23 protein-coding genes are annotated in these 22,085 nt (G+C 44.2%); 10 read left to right on the top strand and 13 right to left on the bottom strand.

Annotation, left to right across the window (positions count from 1 at the left end; genetic code table 11):
- Window positions 1-8: 8 nt before the first annotated feature.
- The 5 genes from ACVFI8_RS12180 to ACVFI8_RS12160 form a co-directional block, all read right to left on the bottom strand.
- Window positions 9-2,282 carry a GumC family protein gene (locus ACVFI8_RS12180; RefSeq protein ID WP_457871478.1) on the bottom strand — a complete coding sequence of 758 codons (2,274 nt, stop codon included), beginning with the start codon at window positions 2,280-2,282 and terminating at the stop codon, window positions 9-11.
- Between the two features lie 35 nt (window positions 2,283-2,317).
- On the bottom strand, window positions 2,318-2,851 hold the full coding sequence (locus ACVFI8_RS12175; RefSeq protein WP_457871477.1) for a polysaccharide biosynthesis/export family protein: 534 nt from the start codon (window positions 2,849-2,851) through the stop codon (window positions 2,318-2,320).
- A 93-nt stretch (window positions 2,852-2,944) separates the two neighbouring features.
- Window positions 2,945-4,357, bottom strand: a complete 1,413-nt coding sequence (locus ACVFI8_RS12170; RefSeq protein WP_457871476.1) for an undecaprenyl-phosphate glucose phosphotransferase — start codon at window positions 4,355-4,357, stop codon at window positions 2,945-2,947.
- Between the two features lie 111 nt (window positions 4,358-4,468).
- The gene (locus tag ACVFI8_RS12165) at window positions 4,469-5,065 is read right to left on the bottom strand and encodes a PEP-CTERM sorting domain-containing protein (RefSeq protein ID WP_457871475.1); all 597 of its coding nucleotides are present in this window, start codon (window positions 5,063-5,065) and stop codon (window positions 4,469-4,471) included.
- Between the two features lie 406 nt (window positions 5,066-5,471).
- Window positions 5,472-6,554, bottom strand: coding sequence for an extracellular solute-binding protein (locus ACVFI8_RS12160; protein WP_248715667.1), 1,083 nt, complete (start codon window positions 6,552-6,554; stop codon window positions 5,472-5,474).
- A 322-nt stretch (window positions 6,555-6,876) separates the two neighbouring features.
- Here ACVFI8_RS12160 and ACVFI8_RS12155 point away from each other — a divergent pair, with 322 nt between their 5' ends.
- From ACVFI8_RS12155 to ACVFI8_RS12140, 4 genes are all read left to right on the top strand, one after another.
- Entirely contained in the window at window positions 6,877-7,236 is a 360-nt protein-coding gene (locus tag ACVFI8_RS12155) for a TraR/DksA family transcriptional regulator (RefSeq protein ID WP_248713219.1), read from the top strand.
- 113 nt (window positions 7,237-7,349) lie between these two features.
- A complete protein-coding gene (gene pyrB, locus ACVFI8_RS12150; RefSeq protein WP_248713220.1) occupies window positions 7,350-8,282 on the top strand; it encodes an aspartate carbamoyltransferase in 933 nt (310 codons plus the stop codon).
- A complete protein-coding gene (pyrI, locus tag ACVFI8_RS12145; RefSeq protein WP_248713221.1) occupies window positions 8,282-8,740 on the top strand; it encodes an aspartate carbamoyltransferase regulatory subunit in 459 nt (152 codons plus the stop codon). The genes pyrB and pyrI overlap by 1 nt, the downstream gene beginning before the upstream one ends.
- Window positions 8,741-9,023: 283 nt before the next feature.
- Window positions 9,024-10,025: a DUF2860 domain-containing protein gene (locus ACVFI8_RS12140; protein WP_457871474.1), complete on the top strand. Its 1,002-nt coding sequence runs from the start codon at window positions 9,024-9,026 to the stop codon at window positions 10,023-10,025.
- 64 nt (window positions 10,026-10,089) lie between these two features.
- On the opposite strand, the gene ACVFI8_RS12135 is transcribed toward ACVFI8_RS12140, so the two are convergent.
- Window positions 10,090-11,016 (bottom strand): sialidase family protein, encoded by a 927-nt coding sequence (locus ACVFI8_RS12135; protein ID WP_248713223.1) that lies wholly within the window; start codon window positions 11,014-11,016, stop codon window positions 10,090-10,092.
- 180 nt (window positions 11,017-11,196) lie between these two features.
- Between ACVFI8_RS12135 and ACVFI8_RS12130 the strand changes: the two genes are divergently transcribed.
- Window positions 11,197-11,604 carry a DUF3302 domain-containing protein gene (locus tag ACVFI8_RS12130; protein ID WP_248713224.1) on the top strand — a complete coding sequence of 136 codons (408 nt, stop codon included), beginning with the start codon at window positions 11,197-11,199 and terminating at the stop codon, window positions 11,602-11,604.
- Complete coding sequence (locus ACVFI8_RS12125) at window positions 11,604-12,746, top strand: HlyD family secretion protein (protein WP_457871473.1); 1,143 nt, start codon at window positions 11,604-11,606, stop codon at window positions 12,744-12,746. Before ACVFI8_RS12130 ends, ACVFI8_RS12125 begins: the two co-directional genes overlap by 1 nt.
- Window positions 12,747-12,789: 43 nt before the next feature.
- Here ACVFI8_RS12125 and ACVFI8_RS12120 read toward each other — a convergent pair whose 3' ends face one another.
- On the bottom strand, window positions 12,790-13,434 hold the full coding sequence (locus ACVFI8_RS12120; protein WP_457871472.1) for a YceH family protein: 645 nt from the start codon (window positions 13,432-13,434) through the stop codon (window positions 12,790-12,792).
- Between the two features lie 307 nt (window positions 13,435-13,741).
- Between ACVFI8_RS12120 and ACVFI8_RS12115 the strand changes: the two genes are divergently transcribed.
- Together ACVFI8_RS12115 and ACVFI8_RS12110 are read left to right on the top strand one after the other, a co-directional pair.
- Complete coding sequence (locus tag ACVFI8_RS12115) at window positions 13,742-14,866, top strand: diguanylate cyclase (RefSeq protein ID WP_457871471.1); 1,125 nt, start codon at window positions 13,742-13,744, stop codon at window positions 14,864-14,866.
- Window positions 14,867-14,988: 122 nt separating this feature from the next.
- Window positions 14,989-15,768 (top strand): ABC transporter permease, encoded by a 780-nt coding sequence (locus ACVFI8_RS12110; protein WP_457871470.1) that lies wholly within the window; start codon window positions 14,989-14,991, stop codon window positions 15,766-15,768.
- A 60-nt stretch (window positions 15,769-15,828) separates the two neighbouring features.
- Here the strand turns inward: ACVFI8_RS12110 and ACVFI8_RS12105 are convergent, their stop codons facing one another.
- Window positions 15,829-16,398, bottom strand: coding sequence for an NADPH-dependent FMN reductase (locus ACVFI8_RS12105; protein ID WP_248713229.1), 570 nt, complete (start codon window positions 16,396-16,398; stop codon window positions 15,829-15,831).
- Window positions 16,399-16,504: 106 nt separating this feature from the next.
- On the opposite strand from ACVFI8_RS12105, the gene ACVFI8_RS12100 reads away from it, so the two are divergent.
- Window positions 16,505-17,401, top strand: coding sequence for a LysR family transcriptional regulator (locus tag ACVFI8_RS12100; RefSeq protein ID WP_457871469.1), 897 nt, complete (start codon window positions 16,505-16,507; stop codon window positions 17,399-17,401).
- A 64-nt stretch (window positions 17,402-17,465) separates the two neighbouring features.
- Here ACVFI8_RS12100 and ACVFI8_RS12095 read toward each other — a convergent pair whose 3' ends face one another.
- A complete protein-coding gene (locus tag ACVFI8_RS12095) occupies window positions 17,466-18,050 on the bottom strand; it encodes a DUF1287 domain-containing protein (protein WP_457871468.1) in 585 nt (194 codons plus the stop codon).
- 256 nt (window positions 18,051-18,306) lie between these two features.
- On the opposite strand from ACVFI8_RS12095, the gene ACVFI8_RS12090 reads away from it, so the two are divergent.
- Entirely contained in the window at window positions 18,307-18,483 is a 177-nt protein-coding gene (locus tag ACVFI8_RS12090; protein ID WP_457871467.1) for a hypothetical protein, read from the top strand.
- 100 nt (window positions 18,484-18,583) lie between these two features.
- Here ACVFI8_RS12090 and ACVFI8_RS12085 read toward each other — a convergent pair whose 3' ends face one another.
- The 4 genes from ACVFI8_RS12085 to ACVFI8_RS12070 all read right to left on the bottom strand — a co-directional run bounded on the left by ACVFI8_RS12085 (window position 18,584) and on the right by ACVFI8_RS12070 (window position 22,005).
- Window positions 18,584-19,738 carry an MFS transporter gene (locus ACVFI8_RS12085; protein ID WP_457871466.1) on the bottom strand — a complete coding sequence of 385 codons (1,155 nt, stop codon included), beginning with the start codon at window positions 19,736-19,738 and terminating at the stop codon, window positions 18,584-18,586.
- A gap of 205 nt (window positions 19,739-19,943) precedes the next feature.
- On the bottom strand, window positions 19,944-20,489 hold the full coding sequence (locus ACVFI8_RS12080; RefSeq protein WP_457871465.1) for a DUF2301 domain-containing membrane protein: 546 nt from the start codon (window positions 20,487-20,489) through the stop codon (window positions 19,944-19,946).
- 19 nt (window positions 20,490-20,508) lie between these two features.
- The gene (locus ACVFI8_RS12075; RefSeq protein WP_248713235.1) at window positions 20,509-21,039 is read right to left on the bottom strand and encodes a hypothetical protein; all 531 of its coding nucleotides are present in this window, start codon (window positions 21,037-21,039) and stop codon (window positions 20,509-20,511) included.
- A 72-nt stretch (window positions 21,040-21,111) separates the two neighbouring features.
- The gene (locus ACVFI8_RS12070) at window positions 21,112-22,005 is read right to left on the bottom strand and encodes a DMT family transporter (protein ID WP_457871464.1); all 894 of its coding nucleotides are present in this window, start codon (window positions 22,003-22,005) and stop codon (window positions 21,112-21,114) included.
- Window positions 22,006-22,085: the final 80 nt, after the last annotated feature.

The following is a 22,085-nucleotide window of genomic DNA, read 5'->3' as shown; positions in this document are numbered from 1 at the left end:
TTATTAACCTATCCGGTGGCTACATTTTTTTGTTCTGCCTGGTAATAATAACTAGTATCGGATTTTTTCAGATTTAGTTTATTTACAACCACTCCCTCTACACTTACACCATGGTCAATTAAGCTAGATATAGTTTGTTTTACCAATGGCAGCTTTGTAGTATTTGCGCTCACGACCAGAAGTAGACTATCTGCTATATCCCCGATAATAATGGCATCAGAAACTGCAACTAACGGAGGAGTATCTATTATTATTTTTTCATATTTAAGAGATAGCTTTTGAATGAGTTTAATAAATAACTCACCAGATAAAAGCTCTTGGCAGTTGTTGACTAACATACCAGCTGGCAGTACATCTAGCCCCGAGACCTCATGATTATAAATGCAATCATCAATATCATCACCCATCGCCAGAATATTTGTTACGCCCGGTAAACCATTGGCCAAGTTGAATCGCTCACCTAGTGAAGGCCTCCTTAAATCACAGTCAATTAGTAACGTTTTTTCCATTTTTGCAACTGCTGCGGCTAGAGATATAGAAGTCGTTGTTTTACCTTCGCCTGGCAGCGAAGAGGTCACTGCTAAAATTTTCCGTTCTTTAGCTGCCATATTTAGAAGCAATGAAGTTCTTATAGTTCTAATTGACTCAGTAAAAACATAATCTCCATTTTCTGACAGCAAGTCGGCTACCACGCCTTTTTTCATCAATCGTTTGTTAAGAATTGGGATCGAGCCTAGAGGAATGAGGTGCAATTTATTTTTAATATCGTCGATACCCTCAATGGTATTTTTAAAAGAGTCAGCTACTAGAGCGAGGCCTATTGCTAAGGTCGCGCCTATAAACGCGGCAAGTAAAACCATCAGCTTCTTATTTGGCTTCTCAGGAAGAAGGGGGGCTTCAGCTCTATCGCTAAACCTAGCTACCGCAGATTGAAAATCTGTCGTAGCAGCCGTTTCTTTCTGTCTATTTAAAAATAAATCATATAGCTTGCGGTTGCTTTCCACATCTCGTTTCAAGGCATCGTAAGTCGCACGCTTAACGGCGATACCTTGAAATTGGTCTTTTTTACCATTCAACTCAACTTGAATTGCACTTTCTTGTTTGCGTGCGCCACGAAGTTCTTTCTCAATCCCCGTTGCCAAGCTGTTAAGCACTTTATTTGTTCTGTCTTTCACTGAGGCTAGCTGGGCTTGCGCTTGAATCATTTTGTCGTGTTTAGGGCCATACCGTTTACTTAGCTCTGAGACTAAACGCTCGGCCTCAATTTCAGCCATACGTACATCACGCAACTGAGGGTGATTTGATATTGCAGATATAGATGATAATTGTGCTAATCCGGCATTCCTATTTTCTTGCAATACATAATATAACGATTCAGCTGCAACCCTTCTGTCACGAGCATCGCTTAAACGGCGGCTTATATCGTTTAATTCAGTGGAAGCTAGGCTGTCTATACCACTAACATCCACTAAGCCTTCACCTTCGAGGAAACCAGTCAACCGAGTTTCGGACTGTGTAACAGAAGCTTTAAGCTTAGTTAAACGATCTTCTAACCAAGTTGTTGCTTCTTGACTTGCTTGCAATCTAGAGTCGCGATTACCCTCGATGTAAGCCTCGCCTACCGCATTAGCCAAAGTTGCAGCTAGTCTCTTATCTTCGGAATCAAAACTGATTTTAACTAATTGTGTTTTTCTAACAGGGCTTATGCTTAAGCGTTCCCGAAAAGATTCCATTACAGTGTGCTTTCTAACTAATTGTTGATCTATTTCCGATGGACCTTGCCCCATGTCAAACATGCTTTGTAGTAACACTGAGTTATGAACTAGTCCTCGAAGACTGCTTACAGGATTTTTAAACTTATCTAACGTGGTCGTCGGTTTATCTCCGTTAAACTCAGGTAGTTTTTCCAGCCCATATTTGTCTATCACTTTCTGAGCAATTGTTCGTGATTTGAGTAATTCAAACTGGGTGAGATAGTATTCCTGTTTAGAAGTATCCACCCCAACAACATCCTCAATAGATACAGCTTTACGCTGATCAGCTTCTATAAGTAATGTAGCTGTAGCCCGATATACAGGAGTAATAGAAAAAGCAGCTAATGTAGCCAATAAAGCGGCCAGAAAAGTAAAACCAAAAATCATTGGCCAGCGCTTCCACACCGCTTTAAAATATTGCCCTAAGTCAACCAACTCCTCTTTTTGCTCAAACTGCCGAGCAGCATTCTGTTGAAATGAATCATCACTAGCAATAGGGTGAATATTGATATTGGCGGTTCTATTCACGTTTATACATCCTTGTTATTCAATAGCCTAAAGGCTTAAAAAAAGCTCGCCTTCACAACAATAATGTCGCCAGCTTGAATTTTAGAATTGAGCGTCGCCTTAGATACAAGGCTATTATTAGCGCCAGAACTCACATTAATGTTGGTTTTAGACGCTCGTTCGGTGAAACCACCTGCAAGTGCAATAGCTTTTTCTATAGTTAAACCCGGTTGGTAGGCATACCCTCCTGGATTTTCTACCTCACCGTTGATAAATATCTGCCTATATTGAACAATATTTACGGCTACCTTCGGCTGAATTAAATAATCACCTTTTAAGCCGGTTTGAATAGTTTGTTTTAGCTCTTGGCTGGTTGCACCGCTCACGCTTAAACGGCCGAGGTAGGGGTAATCAATTTTGCCACTGTTGTTTATTAACAGCTCCATGCTTAGGTCTTCTTCACCATAAACCTTAATGTTGATTACATCGCCAGGCCCTAAGCGGTAATTGTCTTCATTGGCCGCATAGCTATTAAATATAGGCAGCAATAAACAACAAACTAATAAAATACGCTTTAACTTTATCAACATTTAAACCACCTCTGTTATGGAGATTAATTGCACACTGGTAATAACAGTAGTGACTCGGGTAACTTTCATATACTCCCTTGCATATCTAATGCCTTAATAGGCTTGGTCGCTGCGAAAACCTTTGAAAATGGTTTTATAGACAATTTTAATGTCCATCCATAAGCTCCATAGCTGGATATATTCCAGGTCATAGGCGATACGGCGCTCCATTTTGTCTAGGGTGTCGGTTTCGCCTCTGCAGCCATTTATTTGCGCCCAGCCAGTTATGCCGGGTTTAACTTTGTGGCGCAGCATGTAGCGGTCAACCACTTGTCGATACTCTTCGTTATGCGCTACCGCATGCGGGCGCGGCCCAACAATCGACATGCTGCCAAATAGCACATTAAAAAACTGCGGAAGTTCGTCTAGTGAGGTGCGGCGAATAAATGCGCCAAAGGGGGTAACCCGTGGGTCATTTTGGGTAGCTTGGGTCACTGTGCCGCCATTCTCCATTACCTTCATAGAGCGGAATTTCCAAACGCGAATTCTTTTACCGTCTAGGCCATAGCGGTCTTGCTTAAACAATATTGGCCCTGCAGAGCCCAGTTTTACGCCAATGGCCACCGCTAACATCAGCGGGCTGATCAAGGTGATAATAATGCTGGCTAACACCACATCTTGAATCCGCTTTACAGTTACACTAAATACACCTCGGAACGGGCTATCGAATACACTCACAGTTTGAATATTGCCTAAACTGCTCCAACGTGAGTGAATCAAGTTATAAGTGAAAAAATCGGGAACAATAAAGGTGGTGCAGGTGGTGTCTGACAACTGCTTGAGGTAACCGGTGATTCTATCTTTGGCATGCATTGGTAGTGCCACATACACATGGTCTACCTCGCCATTTTTGGCTAACTCTAAGGCTTTAGCTACCGAGCCTACCGGCCCAAAATAATGAGAGTCGTCGCCTAGGCGAGCACTGTCGCGATCATCAAAGAAACCAATAAAGCGTAAACCTAAGTCGGGGTTAGATATCAGCTCTTGGTGTAGCCTTAAGCCTGTTTCAGATACACCAATAATGAGGGTTTTACGAGTGTTGTAGCCCGTTTTTCTTAATAAGGCGAGTATTTCACGAAATACCATCCGCCATACAATCAATGCGATAGGCGTGACTAACAGCCAACCGCCAAATACTAGCCGTGAGTAGTTATCAGAAACTTTTAAGAAATAGTTAATCGCGAGTATTATTGCCACTGTTATCAGCCAAACACTTAATGTTGTTTGCGCTTGCTCTTTCACTGAGGCTATCCGCCATGAGCGGTACAAAGTGAAAGACTCTGCAATAACCAGAAACACCATGCCTAAGCCAATGGCTAACAGCCTGAAATCACCGTCTACCTGGCCATTTCTCCACCACGCTAATGATGCTAGCGTAGCAAAAATGATCACTAAGTCGGTAATGCGATAAACAAGCGCTAACTCAAACTCGTGGCTGCGAACAAAACCATTTCTTTCGTTTCCCATAACACATCCTTGTGCCAAGCTTGTTGGCTAAAACGTGCCTATGTTGGTGCTTTATTGCACAACATAGGTGAGCAGCGGGAATCCGTTCTCCTGCTGCTTAACTTATATCAATTAGTTTTTTGTTCGCAATAAACGACGGCCAAAGACACCGGCAACAGACAACACAAACAACAAAATTGATGCAGGCTCTGGTACTGGAGCCGTTTCTGTAACGTTAAATAATGACCCACCCACGTATTGTTGTTCGGCATAGGCGTAAAGTGACCACTCGCCTACTTGTAATAAGTTATTGGCAAAAAGGTAATCATCAGACACAAAGGTCAACAAGCTTAAACCTGCCAACTGTTGTTCTGAAATATCTAGCCAAGAAGCAGCTGCATAACTGAAAGCTTGCTCTATGCCCTCGAAATACCAAAGGAAGGTAAGGTCTAAAAAACCGTTATCGAATGAGAATGCACCTTCATCTGAAGCAAAATCTAAAGCCTGTAAGTCAAAGCTAACAGTTGCTCTAACATCGTCGTTTATATCAACGGTGCTGGCAGAGCTTGCTACTGGGTATAGTGCAGGGTTTTGATGGGGTGATGCACCACCGGCTAAAAATACCAGCGGCCCTGCAGCCTCTGCGGGGTTTTCTGAAACCGGTATAATCCCGGCCGAAGTATTAAATGTGATTAACGCTGTGATTAAAAAAAAGATGGAAGCTTTCATTGCGGTTATCCTTACCAAAAAAGTGAAAAGCAACAACTGTCGTAAGTAACATAGCAATCACCAAGCCAAAAGTGATAACAAGATCACATTTTTTTAACCTTCTGTTTTTAAAGGTTTTTTTATTAAGCCTCTAGGTTGTTAAGGACTTGTTAATATATTCGGTATGTAAATTAATTAGACGAATAAGGCTTAACTTACCATTTATGTTGTTTTTATTATCCACTGCTGTTTGTTTATTACAGCAGCGCTTTATTCTTAACAAATAAATCAGTAGAGAGGGTAAAGGAGCTTTCTGCTGGCCATTCACTATTGGCCAGAATATCAATAAGATTGGTACAGGTGTAAAATTAACCGACAAAAAAAAGCCAGCGAATACGCTGGCTTTTAAATGGCTTAAATATGTATGTTAACGACCCGTTTTAAACTTGGTCCAAAGACGAGTGCGGGTGCGTTCTACTTTTGGGGGTACGTTTACAAAGCCGTAGAGATTTTTAGCGGCATCTTCATTGGGATAAATGCCTTGGTGCTGGGCAATCTCTGGGTCGATTAAGGCAGTGGCTTTAATATTTGGATTGGCATACCAAACAAAATCAGTCACTTTGGCAATCACTTCAGGGCGCAATACGTAGTTGATAAACGCATGGGCATTTTCTGGGTGTTTGGCTTCTTTAGGGATGGCAAACATATCAAACCAAACGCCTGCGCCTTCTTTCGGGATAATGTATTCTAGCTCAACCCCGTTATCAGCTTCGGCTGCACGGTCACCCGCCATAAGTACATCGCCAGACCACCCAATCGCCACACAAATGTCTCCACTGGCTAGGTCGTTAATGTATTGAGAGCTGTGGAAGTAGCGAACGTTAGGGCGCAATTGCTCCATTAAGTTTTCTATCTCACCTTTATAGTCAGACGATTTAGTACTATTAGGATCTTTGCCCATGTAGTTCAGCATGGCTGCTATCACTTCACTTGGCGCATCTAAAAATGCTATACCACATTGGCTTAGCTTGCCGGCAATCTCAGGATCAAAGACCAAAGACCAAGAGTTAAGATCGGCATCTTCGCCAAGAATTTCTTTTACTTTATTAACGTTGTAGCCAATACCGGTCGTTCCCCACATATAAGGAATACCATACAGGTTACCTGGGTCGTAACTATCTAAGGTGGCGAGTAGTTTTGGGTCAAGGTTATCCCAATTGGTCAGCTTAGAGCGATCTAGCTGTTGGTATACCCCTGCGGTAATTTGTCTACCGTAAAAGTCATGAGACGGCGCAACAATATCAAAACCGGTGTTACCTGATAGTAACTTAGCTTCTAATACTTCATTAGAATCAAAGACGTCGTAAATGACTTTAATGCCAGTTTCTTTTTCAAACTCTGCAATGGTGTCTTCTGCAATATACTCAGTCCAGTTGTAAACATTCAGTACTTTCTCTTCTTGAGCTATTACTGCGTTAGTGGCCAATGCCAAAAGCCCAACCAACAACATGTTTATTTTATTCACTCATACAATCCTCAATAGGGTGTGATACGAAATCACAGAAATCTTGTTTGATACCTTATTAGTGTAGTTTGCGGTGTCAAAACTGACAAAAAAGCGCACTTTTTCTTCCACCAGCAAACGCCGCGAGATAATAACGGGTAATTTATCTAAACCCAAGTGCTAGCTGGCTAACATTTATCCAAAAAAGCACTTTGAAAAGGCTTTACTAGTGGTTAAAATTGTCGATTAACTAATTTTTGGGTTATTAGCGTTACATATAAGGTAATCGTTAGCGCTTAACGCAATAGGAAGGAAGACATTCAAAAAAATGATTAGCGACCAACAAATTGAGACTATTCGTCAACAACTCACCGAGCAATTGAACGAAACTCAACAGCGCCTAGAGCAAGACAACGAGCTGTTCAAAGATAAAGTTGATTTAGGTGACGACGTCGATCGCGCCAACCAAGAAGAGTCTCAACAACTCCAGCTAAACCGTCGCCAACATGACCTCGCCCACGTTAAAAGCTTAAAAGATGCACTGCGCCGTATTGCAGAGCAAGATTATGGCTTTTGTGAAGGCTGTGGCGAAGATATTAGCACCGCCCGCCTTAATGCCCGCCCAGAGTCGCGCTATTGTATTGATTGCCAAGATTATCGTGAACGAAAAAGTAGCCAATACGCCTAAGGTTTTACGCTAAAAGAAATTAATCTTGGTATTCCTTACTAAGATCATATTCACTGGGACTGCTCGCTGCTATAATTCTGTTCCGATTTCACATCGGATTAGGATCTGCGAGCATGAACAACCCGCTTTATCAAAAGCACATTATCTCTATCCCTGATTTATCCCGTCAGGAGCTTGAGTTAATCGTCGACACAGCCACTAGCATCAAGCAACAACCACGCCCAGAGTTATTACGAAACAAAGTTGTTGCCAGCTGTTTTTTTGAAGCTTCAACCCGTACTCGTTTATCTTTTGAAACGGCCGTTCAGCGCTTAGGTGGCAGCGTGATAGGTTTTGCCGATGGTGGCAACACCTCTTTAGGCAAGAAGGGTGAAACCTTAGTTGATTCGGTAAAAGTTATTTCATCTTATAGTGATGCTTTTTTTATGCGTCACCCACAAGAAGGTGCCGCGCGCTTAGCCAGCGAATTTTCGAATGTACCGGTGATTAACGGTGGCGACGGTTCAAACCAGCACCCTACCCAAACCTTGCTAGATTTGTTCACGATCTTTGAAACCCAAGGTAGTTTAGAAGGCTTAAAAGTCGCTTTTGTCGGTGACTTAAAATATGGCCGCACGGTTCACTCTCTCACTCAAGCTTTGTCACTCTTTGGCTGCGAATTTTACTTTATTGCCCCCAAAGCACTGGCGATGCCCGACTATATTATTGAAGAGTTAAACGAGCGAGAAATCAAATACAGTCTGCACGACAGTATTGAAGAAGTGGTGGACGAACTCGACATCTTATATATGACCCGCGTGCAAAAAGAACGTTTCGACGAAACTGAATACCAACATATTAAATCAAGCTTTATTCTACGCGCCAATATGCTTGAGCAGGTCAAAGACAACCTTAAGATCTTGCATCCGCTACCACGAGTTGACGAAATCACTACCGACGTTGATAACACGCCTTATGCCTATTATTTCGAGCAGGCTGAGAACGGTGTTTATGCGCGCCAAGCCTTATTAGCGCTAATTATGACTAACGAATTTGGAGCGCAATAATGAAAAAGAAGTTGCAAGTTGAAGCGATTGCTCACGGAACAGTGATTGACCACGTGCCTGCAGGGCAAGGCATTAAGATATTAAAGTTTTTCCAACTATCGGCAGCTCAAGAACGAATTACCGTTGGCTTAAACTTACCCAGCGGAGAGCAACAACAAAAAGATTTGATCAAAGTTGAAAATACCGTTTTTGATGAGAACCAAGCCAATCAGTTGGCCTTGTTTGCCCCCAATGCCACCATTAACTTAATTGAAGATTTTGAGGTGGTGAGAAAGTTCCACGTGTCTACGCCCGACTATATCAAGGCGGTGTTTGCTTGCCCAAATAGTAATTGTATAAGCCATAACGAACCTATCGACAGCCATTTTTATGTAAGACACCAAAAAACAGACATCAAACTGAAATGTCACTACTGTGAAAAATCTTTTGACCGCAGTTTATTCTCAGAGCTAGATTAAAGTCTGCACTAAACGATATAAATCAACCACAGAGCGCCAGTCGCTCTGTTTTTCTATCCACACTCAACCCTTTAATACGCAACAAAAACCGAACAAGTCTTTCAAGCTAGCGCCGGTTAAGCAGGGAGCGCAACGATTCAGTGGCTAACGGTACAAATAGCGGCCAGTTTACGTTGAGTAAAAGATAAAACAAACGTTGATCTATTCATCTATCATTAACGTTAGTAGTATTAATCCAAGATAATGATTTCACTAAGATTACCCAGATACAAGGATGTGACTAATGTTTAAACGAGTAAGCTCGTTAGTGTGCTGTAGTATGTTGTTGAGTGTTGCCGCAGATGCTCGCCCGTTAGCCGAAGAGTCTGGCTGGTCTGCAACCATCAACTTAAACGTCGGTTACGTAAGCGGCCAAAACCAATTCTCTACCGATGACGATAATAAAATCACCAAAGATCTTAACAACAACGGTAAAAGCTCTAGCTCAGTGATTGTTTACCCACTGGTCCGTGTTGACTACACCACCGAAGATCTTAAAAACCAATTTTTCTTAGGTAACAGCCGCGAGAATTTAGGCAGAGCACAATTTCAATACGAGCTCGGTTACACCCGAGCGTTAAGCGATCGCAGTAAAATTACTGCTGCTTACTTCCCCGAGTTACCTTTCATGAATGACACATGGAGTGACCCTTATGTTACTGGTGTCGCCAGACAAGAAACCGATGAGAACTACCAAGGTGGGCGGATACGTTACGAAGCGATAGCTGATGGCCCGTTAACTCTAGAATATGCCTACGCTAAACGCACCGTAGATAACGAGCAAAGTGGAGTGGCATTATTCGGGGCAAATTCAAGCGAAGCCCAAGCTCTGAACCGTAATGCCGATTTACACCGTGTTATTGCCGAAACCTTTGTGCCTTTGTCGCGCAAATGGTTTTTATCACCCGCCTTGTTATATACCACCGCCAAAGCTGATGGCAGCGCCAACGACTTTGACCAATATGCTTTGCGCTTAAACAGTTTGTACCGCTCTGGTCAGCATCTATTCACTGTAAACGCTGAATATGGCCAAACTAAATACTCTGGAAGCAACCCAGTATTTGATAATCAAACCCAAAAAGACGACAAAATATCACTGTTTGCCATCTACGTTTATCAACAACCTTTTGGTTGGGAAAACGCCATGTTTAATATATTGGGTGGCTACAACGATACCGACTCAAACATTACGTTCTACGATAGCAAAGGTGGCATAGCAGCCTTTGGCTTTGGTTATAAGTTCTAGTAGCAACAGCGGATCATTTAGGCAGCTATTACAGCTGCCTTTTTTGTTGCCGTGGTTTAGCTATTTACTCTTGGCTTAAATCTAACTCTGCCATATAGATAGCCGTTTTATCGTGGTGGCTAGAGTAGTAACTACAATAGATGCGCTCGCCGCGCTGCACTAGCCCAGCGTAACTGGTGTCTCCACCAGAGGGTAAAACCTGCACTTCTTTCAGTTGGCCCCGCTCTACCTGAAGCCAACACAAACTGGTACGCACCGGCTCATATAAACGTACCGCGCATAATACTCGGCCATCATCAAGTTTAAGCATTACTGGGCCGCCAATTTGTGCGCCTAAGTCTAGCCAATCCCAGTTAAGGTAAGGCGCGGTAGCTGAACCTAATTGGGCAGTGCCGCTGTCTTTATCACGGCGTAATAAACACAAGGCCGAGCCATCATCTAACAAGGCAAGATCATGCTCATTGGGGTAAGCTAAACCGTTTTGTTCAAGGCTAAATAAAGGGTCTACGTGTAACTGGTATTGCTGCTCAGCATCCATTTTATATAAGCTCACTTTATCTAGGCTGTAATTGTAAGCCACTGAATACGCCACATCATTCAGGTAGCGACTGCGCCATAACCACATGCCCTGCTCGCCTTGAGGGCTAAGCTCAGACCAAGTGATGCCATCACTAGACCAGGCAATATAACTTTGGATTATTTGGCGCTCTGCACTGCGGTCTACCCCAGCGCAAGTGAGTAGTAACTTACCATCTGGGCTTTCTACCAGCTTGGGGTCACGTAAATCGATACCCTCTACATGAATCAATGCCGCTGCGCTGAAATGGCTCTGATCATCCGCTCTACGCAGAATACGAATATCACCCTCTGGGCTGACATGGCCTTCGGCTTCACGAAAACACAACCACAATGCTGAGTTAAAATCGCATAAGTCTGTAAAAGCGTTGTGCTCGCCTTTATCCCAAACCTGTTCTACCAAACATAACTTCATGGTGACCTCTATGGTGTTGATGACACTACCGCAACAGTTAAGCCTAGCTCGCGAATACAAAATAAGGCCGCTTAACCATTATCGTTATCAATACTTAATTGCTTAGTATCGTTATCGACCCATTTGATTTAAGCTGAATGTTAGTTTCAATTAATCGCAAAGATATCCCAAGGAGGGACTATGTTTTTGGATTTTTTCGCGCTGGGTTTACTGTTCTTTGTAGGCCTAACCTTGTTTTACGGCATTATCGCCATTCACGATATCCCCTATGAAATATCAAAGCATCGCAACCATCCCCATCAAGATGCGATTCATGTTGCCGGTTGGGTTAGCTTGTTTACCTTACATGTTCTTTGGCCCTTTTTATGGATCTGGGCCACCTTATACCGCGAAGACCGAGGTTGGGGTTTTAAACAGCTTGAACAACAAGAACAAGCGCTTGAAGATAGGCAACAACAGCTCGAAGGAAAAGAGCAGCAGCTAGCATCTCGTGAAGATGAAATGGCCGCCGAAATCAGCAAATTGAAACGCCAAGTGGCCATTATTAGTAAACATGTGCAACAACTAGAACAACAGGAGAACCAATAATGGATTTATTGCTTATCCTCACTTATACCGGCATGTGTATTGCCATATTCAAAATTTTCAATATTCCCTTAACTAAGTGGACCGTGCCTACCGCCGTATTAGGTGGGGTAATAATCATTGGGGCATTAATTATATTAATGAACTATAACCACCCCTATACCGCCAACGCTCGCCAAGTGTATACCTCGGTGCCTATTATGCCTTTAGTGCGTGGCAAGGTGATCGACGTGCCAGTTGAACCCAACCGCTTAATCAAGGCAGGTGATGTACTGTTTAAACTTGACCCTGAGCCCTTTGAAGCCATAGTGCGGCAACGCCAAGCCGAATTGGCGGCGGCTCAGCAACAAGTACCACAATTGTATGCCCAGTTGGCCAGTGCTAAAGCGACTACCGCGTCAGCCAAAGCGGTGCGCGATAGAACTCAACAAGCTTATCAACGCTATGCCGATGGCCGAAAGAAAGGCGGAAAAAATAGCCCATTTAGTGAGCTAGAAGTAGAAAATCGTCAACAAGCTTATCTGGCTGCCGAAGCACAATTACAAGTGGCAGACGCCAATGAAATGCGAGCTCAATTAGCCTACGAGTCTACCTTTGACGGCGTAAACACCAGCGTGGCCAGCTTACAAAGCCAATTGGATAAGGCACTGTTCGACTTAGAACAAACCGTGATACATGCACCTACCGACGGCTACGTGACACAGGTCGGCCTACGTAAAGGGATGGTAGCAGTGCCAATGCCCTTAAGACCGGTAATGACCTTTATCCCTAAAGAAGAGTCGATGTTTGTCGGTGCCTTTTGGGAAAACTCAATTAAGCGTCTTAAATCGGGCGACCAAGCAGAGTTCATTGTTAGCGCCCAACCAGGTATTGTATTTAAAGGAACCGTAAGGCAAGTCATGCCCACGATTGCCGAAGGTGAGTTTCAGGCCAATGGTAATTTACGCGGCGCAGAAACTTTCTTTAAACATAGCCGCGCTTTAGTGATAATTGACCCCGAAGAACGCTTTGACGAATTTCACTTCCCGATGGGAATCAGTGGCCATGTTGCCATTTATACTGACCACTTCCATCATGTATCGGTAATCAGAAAAGTATTATTGAGAATGCAAGGATGGGTGAATTACATCTTCCCCTTCCACTAAGCTAGCAACTAAAAGATAAGGCCAGCAGATTGCTGGCCTTTTTTTATTTTTCTAATTCTTCTACGCGGTGTTTTAACGCGACTAACTCTTGTTGCAACAAGTCTATTTGCTGTTGTAAATCAGTGTGTTGTTCAACAATGACTGGGGTTGCTGCAACACTGCTGGCTGCTGGCAAGGTCGGCTCACCAGAGAATAGATGGGCGTAACGTGATTCACGCTTGCCTGGCTCACGCTCTAACCTTAACACCAATTTACCGCTGTCGTGATCGGCCAGTGCCTGCAGACTTTGTTCTACTTGTTGCACACTAGCAAAATTAGCTAGGCGCTGACTGCGTGTACGCAATTCCCCCGGCGTTTGTGGGCCACGTAAAAACATCAAACAAATAATCGCTCGTTGTTGCTCATCTAACTGTAAACCGCCAAATTGAGAATTACAGAAACGATGTTGGTAACGCACCACGCGGCCAGCCATCGGGGCCTCGGTAACCATGCGTAATTGCTGCAGCTGCACCAAGACATCTTGAACCTCAGCTTCTGATAGGGCCATTACTGGTTCACGGTTACTTTTTTGATTACACGCCAAGGTTAGGGCATTTAGCGACAAAGGGTATTGGTCTGGAGTGGTGGTTTCTTTCTCTAACAGTGCGCCAATAACACGGGTTTGTTCTAAGGTTAAATTTTGTTCCACTTATCACCTCTCTAGCAGATTGTAATAACAGCAGCTTTCGACTTGTAGATTAGCATACGCCAATATTTTGCAGCGAAACAGCATAGCCGAAAAGTTTAATCTTCTTGAACAATATTTAGGCATAAGCAAAGGCATAAAATGGAAGAAAAGCCTGATAAACTGCCTTTGAATTGATGTTTTTTTGATATAGATTAGCTTTACTGTTCTAATTAGTCGGTAAGGTAGCCCCCTTCTTTTGGTGAGCTAAACCTAGTATGCCACCATTGAGTTTTAGTCCTTATATTATTGATAGGCTGGACAGCAGGATATGGAATCATTTCGTTGGACTTCTGACTTTGAGACAGGTTTAACTACGGTTGATCAACAGCACCGTAATTTGATCGATCTTATCAATCAGATTGGTGAGCAACTCACCGAACAAGATAACCCTAGCGAAGCGATTGAATCACTGTCTGTAGAGCTCAATCGTTATGTTATTGAGCACTTCCAAGAAGAAGAAACACTGATGGCGGTGAATCGGGTTGATCCCAGACATCGCAAAGCCCACATCAAAGCTCATCATGAATTTTTAGCGGAAGTTGCCAACCTCAAGGTACTTGATAGCAACAGCCAACAAGAAAAAGTTAAGCACCTGCTCGACTACCTGATTCAATGGTTGGCCTATCACATATTGGGCATCGACCAAGTGCTTGCTAAGCAACTAGAATATATCCAAGCTGGTGATCCACCTGCACTGGCTTTTAGCAAAACAGAGCAGCCTGCCGACTTAGCCACCGAACCGCTAATTGCCGCCTTACGCGGTTTATTTCATCAGGTAAGTTTACGCAATCACGAATTGCTCGAGCTCAACCAAAATCTTGAGCAGAAAGTACAAGAGCGAACCTTAGCCTTACAAAAAACTAATCGCCATCTGCAATCGTTGGCGCATACTGATGTACTCACTGGTTTGCCTAATCGACGCCATGCCATGATCCAATTAAAAGAGCTGTGGCGACAATCTTTAAAACAAGATACCCCTTTAGCTTGCATGATGATTGACGCTGACCATTTCAAACAGATTAACGATCGTAATGGTCATGATGCGGGCGATGCCGTGCTTATGTTGTTAGCAAGATCATTACGTGAATCAGTGAGAAATGACGACGTAGTAGCACGTTTAGGCGGTGATGAGTTTTTGTTGATTTGTCCCAATACCGATGCGCAAGGCAGCCTACGTTTAGGTAACGACATACGTGAGCGTATCGACGCAATGCAAATCAACAAGCAACAATACAAGGTCAGTGTAAGTGTAGGGATTGCCCACCGTAACGACAAGATGCGGCACCATGAAGAAATGATGAAAGCGGCAGACAAAGCCGTTTACCAAGCTAAAGCCGAAGGCAAAAACTGTGTTCGGGTATATCAAACTGATTCAGCCAAACAAGCTAGCTAAACAGCCGCACAAACATTTTGGCCCCCCCCAATACAAGACTCTGAGAAAATGGCGCGCTACACTAGTTATAGTTTGGCTTTAGCGCTATTTTTCTTGCTTGTTGTGTAGGATGGAATTCACCGGTGACGATAGAGATTAGTTGGTCTGCTCTTGCAATGTTTAGTGCGATATTGCTTATCCCAGTATTAATCAACTGGCACTTTCAACTCTCCCTTGGCAAAGACATCGCTATTAGCTTAGTGCGAATGGCCGTGCAGCTGGCATTGCTGGGCATTTACCTACAATTTTTATTTGATTTAGACAGTCTTTGGGTAAATGTACTTTGGTTAGCACTAATGCTTGTTGTAGGCGCTAGTGCCATTATTGGCAAAGCTAAATTGCCACAAAAAGCCCTATTTATTCCGGTGCTCAGCGGCTTGATACTAGGGCTAAGCCCACTGTTACTGATTTTGCTCTTTGCCTTACTCAAACCCAGCCCTGTTTACAGTGCCCAATACTTAATTCCCTTAGCGGGCATGTTATTGGGCAATAGCCTTAGTGCCAACATTGTTGCACTACAACGCTTATTTAACGCCTTAAGCGAAAAAACCAGTGAATATGAAGCTTACTTAGCGTTAGGCGCCAACCGCCAACAAGCCACTCTGGGCTTTGTGCAAACCGCTATGCAGCAATCTTTTGCGCCAGTGCTGGCCTCAATGACAACGGTAGGGCTAGTCACTCTACCAGGGATGATGACCGGACAAATTTTGGCTGGCAGTGACCCCATCATCGCCGTTAAGTATCAGCTAGTCATTCTTATCGCTATTTTTGTGATGCTGAGTATTTCTATCGCGACCACCTTAAGCTTGACGGTTCGCATTGCCATTAGCCAAACCGGTTTGGTGAAATTGACAAGCCGCTAGTTAAACGGGAGCGGCCAGCCGTAAGCCGCCACCATTAAATGAGCCTTGTCGTTTGTTCGTTTAACTTGCTAAGCGTTTAGCTGTCTCGGCAACCTCTGCCCCCAAGGCTTTTACTCGCTGCTCCATATCAGTGTCCGTTAACTGGCCTTCGCTGTTAAACGCTTGATAAGACGAGCCCACGGCCACTTGCTTAGGGCTAACCATTACCCCTAAGTTGAACAAAATATCACGCGTATGCGCCAGACCGCGTATCCCCCCTAAACCACCAGGAGATGTCGCCATAATGCCTGCAACTTTGCCTTGGAAAGCGGGGCCAATCTCCGCATCTTTGGACGGGCGCGATAACCAATCCAAGGCGTTTTTTAACACCCCAGAGATAGAGCCATTATACTCAGGACTGGCTAACAAAATACCATCGGCTTGAGCGAATAAATGCTTTAAGTCGTTCACAGAAGCAGGCGTACCCTCGGCTTCTAAATCTTCAGAATAAAGCGGAATGGAAAAATCAGCCAAGTCGACATAACGCACTTCGGCCCCCGCATCTTCTGCACCTTGAGCGGCTATTTTAACCAAGTTTTTGTTAAAAGATTGAGCGCGTAAGCTGCCTGCAATAGCGATTAATTTAATCATGTTGTGCTCCTAGGTTTAGCCTGAAAGTGGAATTTGTGTTCGATTTGAGAGCATTGTTACACAAGCAAATTTGAAGAAAAACACTACCTGTGCAACACTTCTGTGCATGAATGCACACAAAAGTGATTGGAACGACATCCACATTGCCTATCAGGTTGCCACCTTAGGTACGCTTACCGCCGCGGCAGAAGCCTTAGATGTTCACCACAGTACGGTATTACGACGGATAAATGCCTTAGAAGAACGCTTAGGCACCCGTTTATTTCATCGCCACGCTCGCGGTTACCAGCCAACCGAAGCCGGTATAATGCTAACCCAAGCTGCCGAAAATACTCAAAACGACTTCAACCGTTTATTGGGTAAGCTGGCAGGAACAGATAACCAGCTCTCTGGCACCTTAGTGCTCACTACGGTAAACAATATGGCAGACATTCTGCTGCCCTTGTTAGCTGAATTTCAGACACTTTATCCCAGTATTAAAATGGAATACGCGGCCGATAGCCGAATTCTAAAGCTAGAACATGGTGAAGCACACGTAAGTATTCGCCCTGGCAATAAACCCAAAGACTTGGATTACGTGGTGCAACACTTAGGGGAAATCCCGATGACCTTGTACGGGTCTAAAAGCTATGTTCAACAATATGGCCGTATACGCTCGTTAGAGCAGGTTGTCGGGCATCGACTTATTTCCACCATCGAGCCCTACTCGCAAATTAGTGCGATTCATTGGATGAATAGCCAAGTAGACCCGCAGCAAATTAGCCTGCGAGTGAACGACTTTAACGCCTTTATCCCAGCAATAAAGGCAGGCTTTGGCGCAGCCCCCTTATCCTGCTGGTTAGCCAAGCAACATCCAGACTTATACCCGTTAATCGAACCACCTGTACAATGGGCAATCCCCCAATGGCTAACGACTCACGTAGATATGCACCGCATTAGCAAAGTACAAGCCTTCACCCAGTTTTTAAAGCAGCGCTTTAAGGCAATGCATCAACAAAAATAGAACCACGTTTTTTGTCGAACAGCACCTTAAACTGGCGCATCAACACTAGCAACGCAACTCACCGCTACAAGGCAGGGTGATAGCGGTAATGCCCGGTAATTTTATAATCAAACAGCATATCTTCAAGCTGCGGGCCTAGACCGATATTATGTACAATTTTAGGCCTACCACTAGGCGCTAGCTTATCGGTCACGATGCCAATATGTGGCAGGTTTCCGGGAAGCATCCAGGTGACAATGTCGCCCGGTAAATAACTATCGGCCCTGTGTGTAATGCTAAAAGATTCGCCGTTACGCGCAAAAAACACCTGTAGATTGGGCACTCTTCGATGATCGATATTTTTATCAGTGCGGCTTAAACCCCAAATACGCGTTGAGGGATAAGCGGCAAAGTGTTGCTGCATATCTTCATGAACCTGCACTTGTAAATCGATACCAATGGCCCTGTATGAGCGAATCACCACATCGGTACAAACCCCCAAATGTGCGGGCACATCACCATTGGGGTAATCTAAAGAAAAATACGAACCGTCATAAGTCACTGGCTGCTGAGTACGTTTTAATGCAGCGAGCACCAGTTCATTTTCAAGCGCTTGCACTTGGCCAATTAGCGATAAGCTAAGGCTTAGTGCCACTCCCCACTTCAGCATTATTACTCCAGACGCAATGACTACATTGTCAACATAATACACAAATACACTTGAGGTAATCAGCCTATCTATTGGCGCAGCGCCTAAATGGTTACTGACCAAATCTAGTGCACCAGCAGATCCATCTCACTCTTTACACAATAATCCCTAACACCATAGAGGTAGCTGAAACCATCCGTTGATTTGGATCATATTTTATTTTCTGCCTCTTGGTTTATGTTGAAAGGGCGTAAATAATTCTGCTTGAGGTAGTGATATGGAATTAATACAAGACCCGCGGTGTTACACCGACGTATGCATTGACGGACAGTGGTTTCATTACGATCACTGCGGAACGTCTGCCTATATGCTTAAAGGTGGAGTATCGGCTGGAATAGAATTAGAAAAAATCCCAGCAACAGAGAATGAACTGATAGCGTTACTGTCGAACTAAGCGCGAAGCTTAATTTAAAAAAGTAAGCTGCAGCGAGGGTTAAGCCGCTGCAGTTTACAGGTTGGCAAACACACGACTTAGGCCGACTCAGCAAGGTTTGTTAAGCTAACTGCTTTAGCCGTTCGCTCGTATATAGCATCACCACACAAAACACTAACAAGGCGAGCGGCAACGCCATGAAGGAAAACGAGGTGGTGAGTACGCCAATAAATGGCGGCATTAAAGTGGTCCCCACGTAGGCAGTAGCCATAGACAAACCAATAATGGCTTGAGAAGAACGTTTACCAAACCGCAACGGTGTTAGGTGAATGGTGTTAGGGTATATCGGTGCGCAACCTAGACCAATGAATAGCAGACCTATTTTGGCGAATAGCGGTGATAAAGGTACCAACATTAAGCTTACCCCCACAAAGATAATCGCCACGCCATAACGCACCAGTCGGTCTTCATTGAATCGTTCGGCGATAAAGCCTGAAATAAATCGCCCAATGGTAATGCCTAAATAGTACATAGCGGTCCAAAATGCAGCATCAGCAGGGGTGATCCCTTTTTCAATAATTAAATAGCTGGCTGCCCATAAGCCTGCCCCTGCCTCTAGCGAGCAGTAGCAAAAAAACATCGCTAGCTGCAATTTGACCCCGTTGATCTTAAGGGCCATTGAGTTAGTAACAAACTGCGAAGGTTCGCCTTCTTTTACAGGACTTAAGCTTAGTTTTACCCGTTTCCACAGCGGTAATGCCATGATAAGTACCGCGACGATAGCAAACTGAATATAAGCAATGCTTGAATAACCATCGCGCCACCCATCTTGCTGGCTAATGTAAACTGCCATAATTAACGGCCCAGCGGTGGCTCCAACGCCCCAGAAAGAATGTAAGTAATTCATGTGTTTTGATTTGTAATGTAGGGCTACAAAATTATTCAAGGCGGCATCGACTGCCCCAGCACCTAAGCCCAGTGGAACCGCCAGTAACACCAAAAACCACACACTGCTGGCAACACTAAACCCCAGCAAGGCCAATGCGGTCATCAATACGCTAATGGCGACCACGTTACCGGTGCCCAAATAATGGATCACTCGTGTAGCGACTAAGCTTGAGATGACCGTGCCGGCACTGATAACAAAAGACACCACCCCGGCAAATTCTAGGCTGGTGTTTAAATCGGTGCTGATAACTGGCCAAGAAGATCCCAACAGCGAATCGGGCAGGCCTAAACTAATGAAAGCTAGGTAGATAACAACCAGTAATAACATGCAAACTCTAGCAATAAACAGCGTTTAACTTGAGCTAGATAATACGTTGAAAATTAATCAATAAGTAGCCGAAGACTCGTTTAAGCAGCAATTTTTTACCGCTGACTATAAGATGCGCATGCTCTTGCTACTACGAGGATTTCACGCATTAATCCCGGTAGTCAATCCAGTCGCCCTCTCAAAAAACGACTCACGCTTATAAAGATTACAGCTGATAGTGACTGCGCTTACCGATGTCGTAATACAGCGGCTGTTTGATTTTATGATAAGCGATGAGTAAGCAGCCAATCGCCGCAAGCAATAAGCTAACAACCCGTAAAGCTTGCCAATCGCCTAAGCTTAGTACCCAGTCTGCCACTAGCAGTAATGGCATCCAGCGCAGTAAACCCAAGTTAAAACAAAAGCTTTCTTTATACGCTAGAGCACCTATTACGGCATAAAAAGCCCCTAGCGAAAACATAGCCATAAATGGCCAATGCCAGAGGTAATAACTCATCGTCAACCATAAGGCTAGCCACCCACAGGCAGCCACCAAATAACGAATAAGCTTGTTATAGATATGAAGGTTATGCGCCAACAAACTGCAGCCCACCGCCAGTAACCATAAGGGCTGCCAAATAGAATGCTGATAAGCTCCGCTGTAACTGGCCCAGCCAAAAGAGAGCGTTACCACTATCCAAGCCATGCGATACAGTACAACACTCACTTTATCAACAACATCTAGCTGCTCTTGGTGCTCAATATTAGCCAATGCTAACTCCTTTAGAAAACTAGGTTCGGCTTAAATCTCTTGCTAAAATCAAGGCTAAGCCCATGATTTGTAGAAACAAGGCTAGGTTACGTAAACTAGAGATTGTACCCATTTGTTCGGTGTAAGTGCTCATAAAATCAATGTTTTGCAAATACCAATTGTCGATACGTTCACGCAGTTGGCTTTGCACTGTTGATACAAGGGTGTCCAACTGATTTACGTTACTTAAACTGATGCTAGGGACCTCACCCATTTCTAGCCAATACTGTAGATCCTTAGCCAGTAATTGCTGCACGGCCATAGGAATATCTCGCTGGGTTTGCGCCTCGTTACTCACCAAGTTCAGTATCAGCTCTCGCTTGCGTTCTAATGACTCTATTTGTAACCAAGTCTGCTTAATAAGATTATCATTAGCTTGTTGCTGTTGTACCCACTGATGGGCCTCTTGGCTCACGCTATCAATATAAAAGTTGGTCATTAGCGCTGCGACAATATTGAACAGCAAACCAATAGATACTAAAACCTGTGTCCGTGTAAAACGCCAGCTCATAAGCCCTCCCTGAAACTATAAGTATGGGTTGGGCTTTCGCTTTTTACTAGATTGGCTTCATCATGGTGAAGGTCAAACCTTTATTGTTAACCTAGCGTTAAGCACTTTTCGCAGAGAAAAGCCCGTCACTAAAGCCGTACCCACCAAAATTACCAAAGTAGCGGCTACGGTATTCCAACCAATCGTTTCGTTAAGAAAAACACTGCCCCACAAAATGCCAAAAATGGGGACCAAAAAGGTCACGGTTAACGCCGACGAGGCGCCTACATCGGTGACCAAGCGATAATACAACAAGTAAGCAACCCCGCTACACACCACCCCTAAAAACACCACTGACAACATCAAATTGCTCGAAGGAAGCTCCACCACAGGGAAGAACAACATAGCTGGGGCAACCAATAGTGTTGAAGCCCACATGCCGCCATGGGCATTAGCAAAAGGCTCAACTGATTTGGCTGAGTGTGCGTAGGTACTGGCTATGCCGTAACAGACTGCTGCACCTATCGAGGCAGCAATAGCCACTTTAGCACCAGGGGCGAAACTTGCATGATCAAAACCCACAAGTATTGCCACACCTAGCACCCCAATCACCAGGCCGAGAACCTTTTTCATCGCGAGAGCCTGGCGTAACCACAAGGCTGAGATGATTGCCCCCCATATTGGCGCGGTGGCGTTAAGGATAGACAGCAGTGAAGCAGACAAGGTTTGCGCAGCATAGGCCAGCAATAAAAATGGCAAAGCGGAGTTAAACAAACCAAGAATAAGGTAGTGACGCCAATGCTCTCGTAGCATCAGCTTTTTCTTCAAAAAATAGCCTACTGCCAACAGAAATAACGCGGCAAAGCCAACGCGCAATTCAATAAGTACTGCAGGCCCTAATATTGGGGCCGCTACCCGCATGAACAGGAAAGAGCTTCCCCAAATAGCTGATAACAATAACAAGCGAATAACACTGGCTAAATCCATTTTGTAACCCAAACACATTGATATGCTGGCAGTGTGCTACAAACTGAAACAACAAGCGACCCGATAATAGCTTAGCCATA

The organism is Agarivorans sp. MS3-6 (assembly GCF_054112545.1).
Note: the sequence above shows the minus strand (reverse complement) of the source record. Positions and strands in the feature narration are given on the sequence as shown.

What these genes read in the sequence shown, in the direction of transcription:
- ACVFI8_RS12175 (WP_457871477.1), bottom strand. Translation starts at nt 2,851, where the DNA reads ATGTTGATAAAGTTAAAGCGTATTTTATTAGTTTGTTGTTTATTGCTG.
- ACVFI8_RS12170 (WP_457871476.1), bottom strand. Translation starts at nt 4,357, where the DNA reads ATGGGAAACGAAAGAAATGGTTTTGTTCGCAGCCACGAGTTTGAGTTA.
- ACVFI8_RS12165 (WP_457871475.1), bottom strand. Translation starts at nt 5,065, where the DNA reads ATGAAAGCTTCCATCTTTTTTTTAATCACAGCGTTAATCACATTTAAT.
- ACVFI8_RS12160 (WP_248715667.1), bottom strand. Translation starts at nt 6,554, where the DNA reads ATGTTGTTGGTTGGGCTTTTGGCATTGGCCACTAACGCAGTAATAGCT.
- ACVFI8_RS12155 (WP_248713219.1), top strand. Translation starts at nt 6,877, where the DNA reads ATGATTAGCGACCAACAAATTGAGACTATTCGTCAACAACTCACCGAG.
- pyrB (WP_248713220.1), top strand. Translation starts at nt 7,350, where the DNA reads ATGAACAACCCGCTTTATCAAAAGCACATTATCTCTATCCCTGATTTA.
- pyrI (WP_248713221.1), top strand. Translation starts at nt 8,282, where the DNA reads ATGAAAAAGAAGTTGCAAGTTGAAGCGATTGCTCACGGAACAGTGATT.
- ACVFI8_RS12140 (WP_457871474.1), top strand. Translation starts at nt 9,024, where the DNA reads ATGTTTAAACGAGTAAGCTCGTTAGTGTGCTGTAGTATGTTGTTGAGT.
- ACVFI8_RS12135 (WP_248713223.1), bottom strand. Translation starts at nt 11,016, where the DNA reads ATGAAGTTATGTTTGGTAGAACAGGTTTGGGATAAAGGCGAGCACAAC.
- ACVFI8_RS12130 (WP_248713224.1), top strand. Translation starts at nt 11,197, where the DNA reads ATGTTTTTGGATTTTTTCGCGCTGGGTTTACTGTTCTTTGTAGGCCTA.
- ACVFI8_RS12125 (WP_457871473.1), top strand. Translation starts at nt 11,604, where the DNA reads ATGGATTTATTGCTTATCCTCACTTATACCGGCATGTGTATTGCCATA.
- ACVFI8_RS12115 (WP_457871471.1), top strand. Translation starts at nt 13,742, where the DNA reads ATGGAATCATTTCGTTGGACTTCTGACTTTGAGACAGGTTTAACTACG.
- ACVFI8_RS12105 (WP_248713229.1), bottom strand. Translation starts at nt 16,398, where the DNA reads ATGATTAAATTAATCGCTATTGCAGGCAGCTTACGCGCTCAATCTTTT.
- ACVFI8_RS12100 (WP_457871469.1), top strand. Translation starts at nt 16,505, where the DNA reads ATGAATGCACACAAAAGTGATTGGAACGACATCCACATTGCCTATCAG.
- ACVFI8_RS12095 (WP_457871468.1), bottom strand. Translation starts at nt 18,050, where the DNA reads ATGCTGAAGTGGGGAGTGGCACTAAGCCTTAGCTTATCGCTAATTGGC.
- ACVFI8_RS12090 (WP_457871467.1), top strand. Translation starts at nt 18,307, where the DNA reads ATGGAATTAATACAAGACCCGCGGTGTTACACCGACGTATGCATTGAC.
- ACVFI8_RS12085 (WP_457871466.1), bottom strand. Translation starts at nt 19,738, where the DNA reads ATGTTATTACTGGTTGTTATCTACCTAGCTTTCATTAGTTTAGGCCTG.
- ACVFI8_RS12075 (WP_248713235.1), bottom strand. Translation starts at nt 21,039, where the DNA reads ATGAGCTGGCGTTTTACACGGACACAGGTTTTAGTATCTATTGGTTTG.
- ACVFI8_RS12070 (WP_457871464.1), bottom strand. Translation starts at nt 22,005, where the DNA reads ATGGATTTAGCCAGTGTTATTCGCTTGTTATTGTTATCAGCTATTTGG.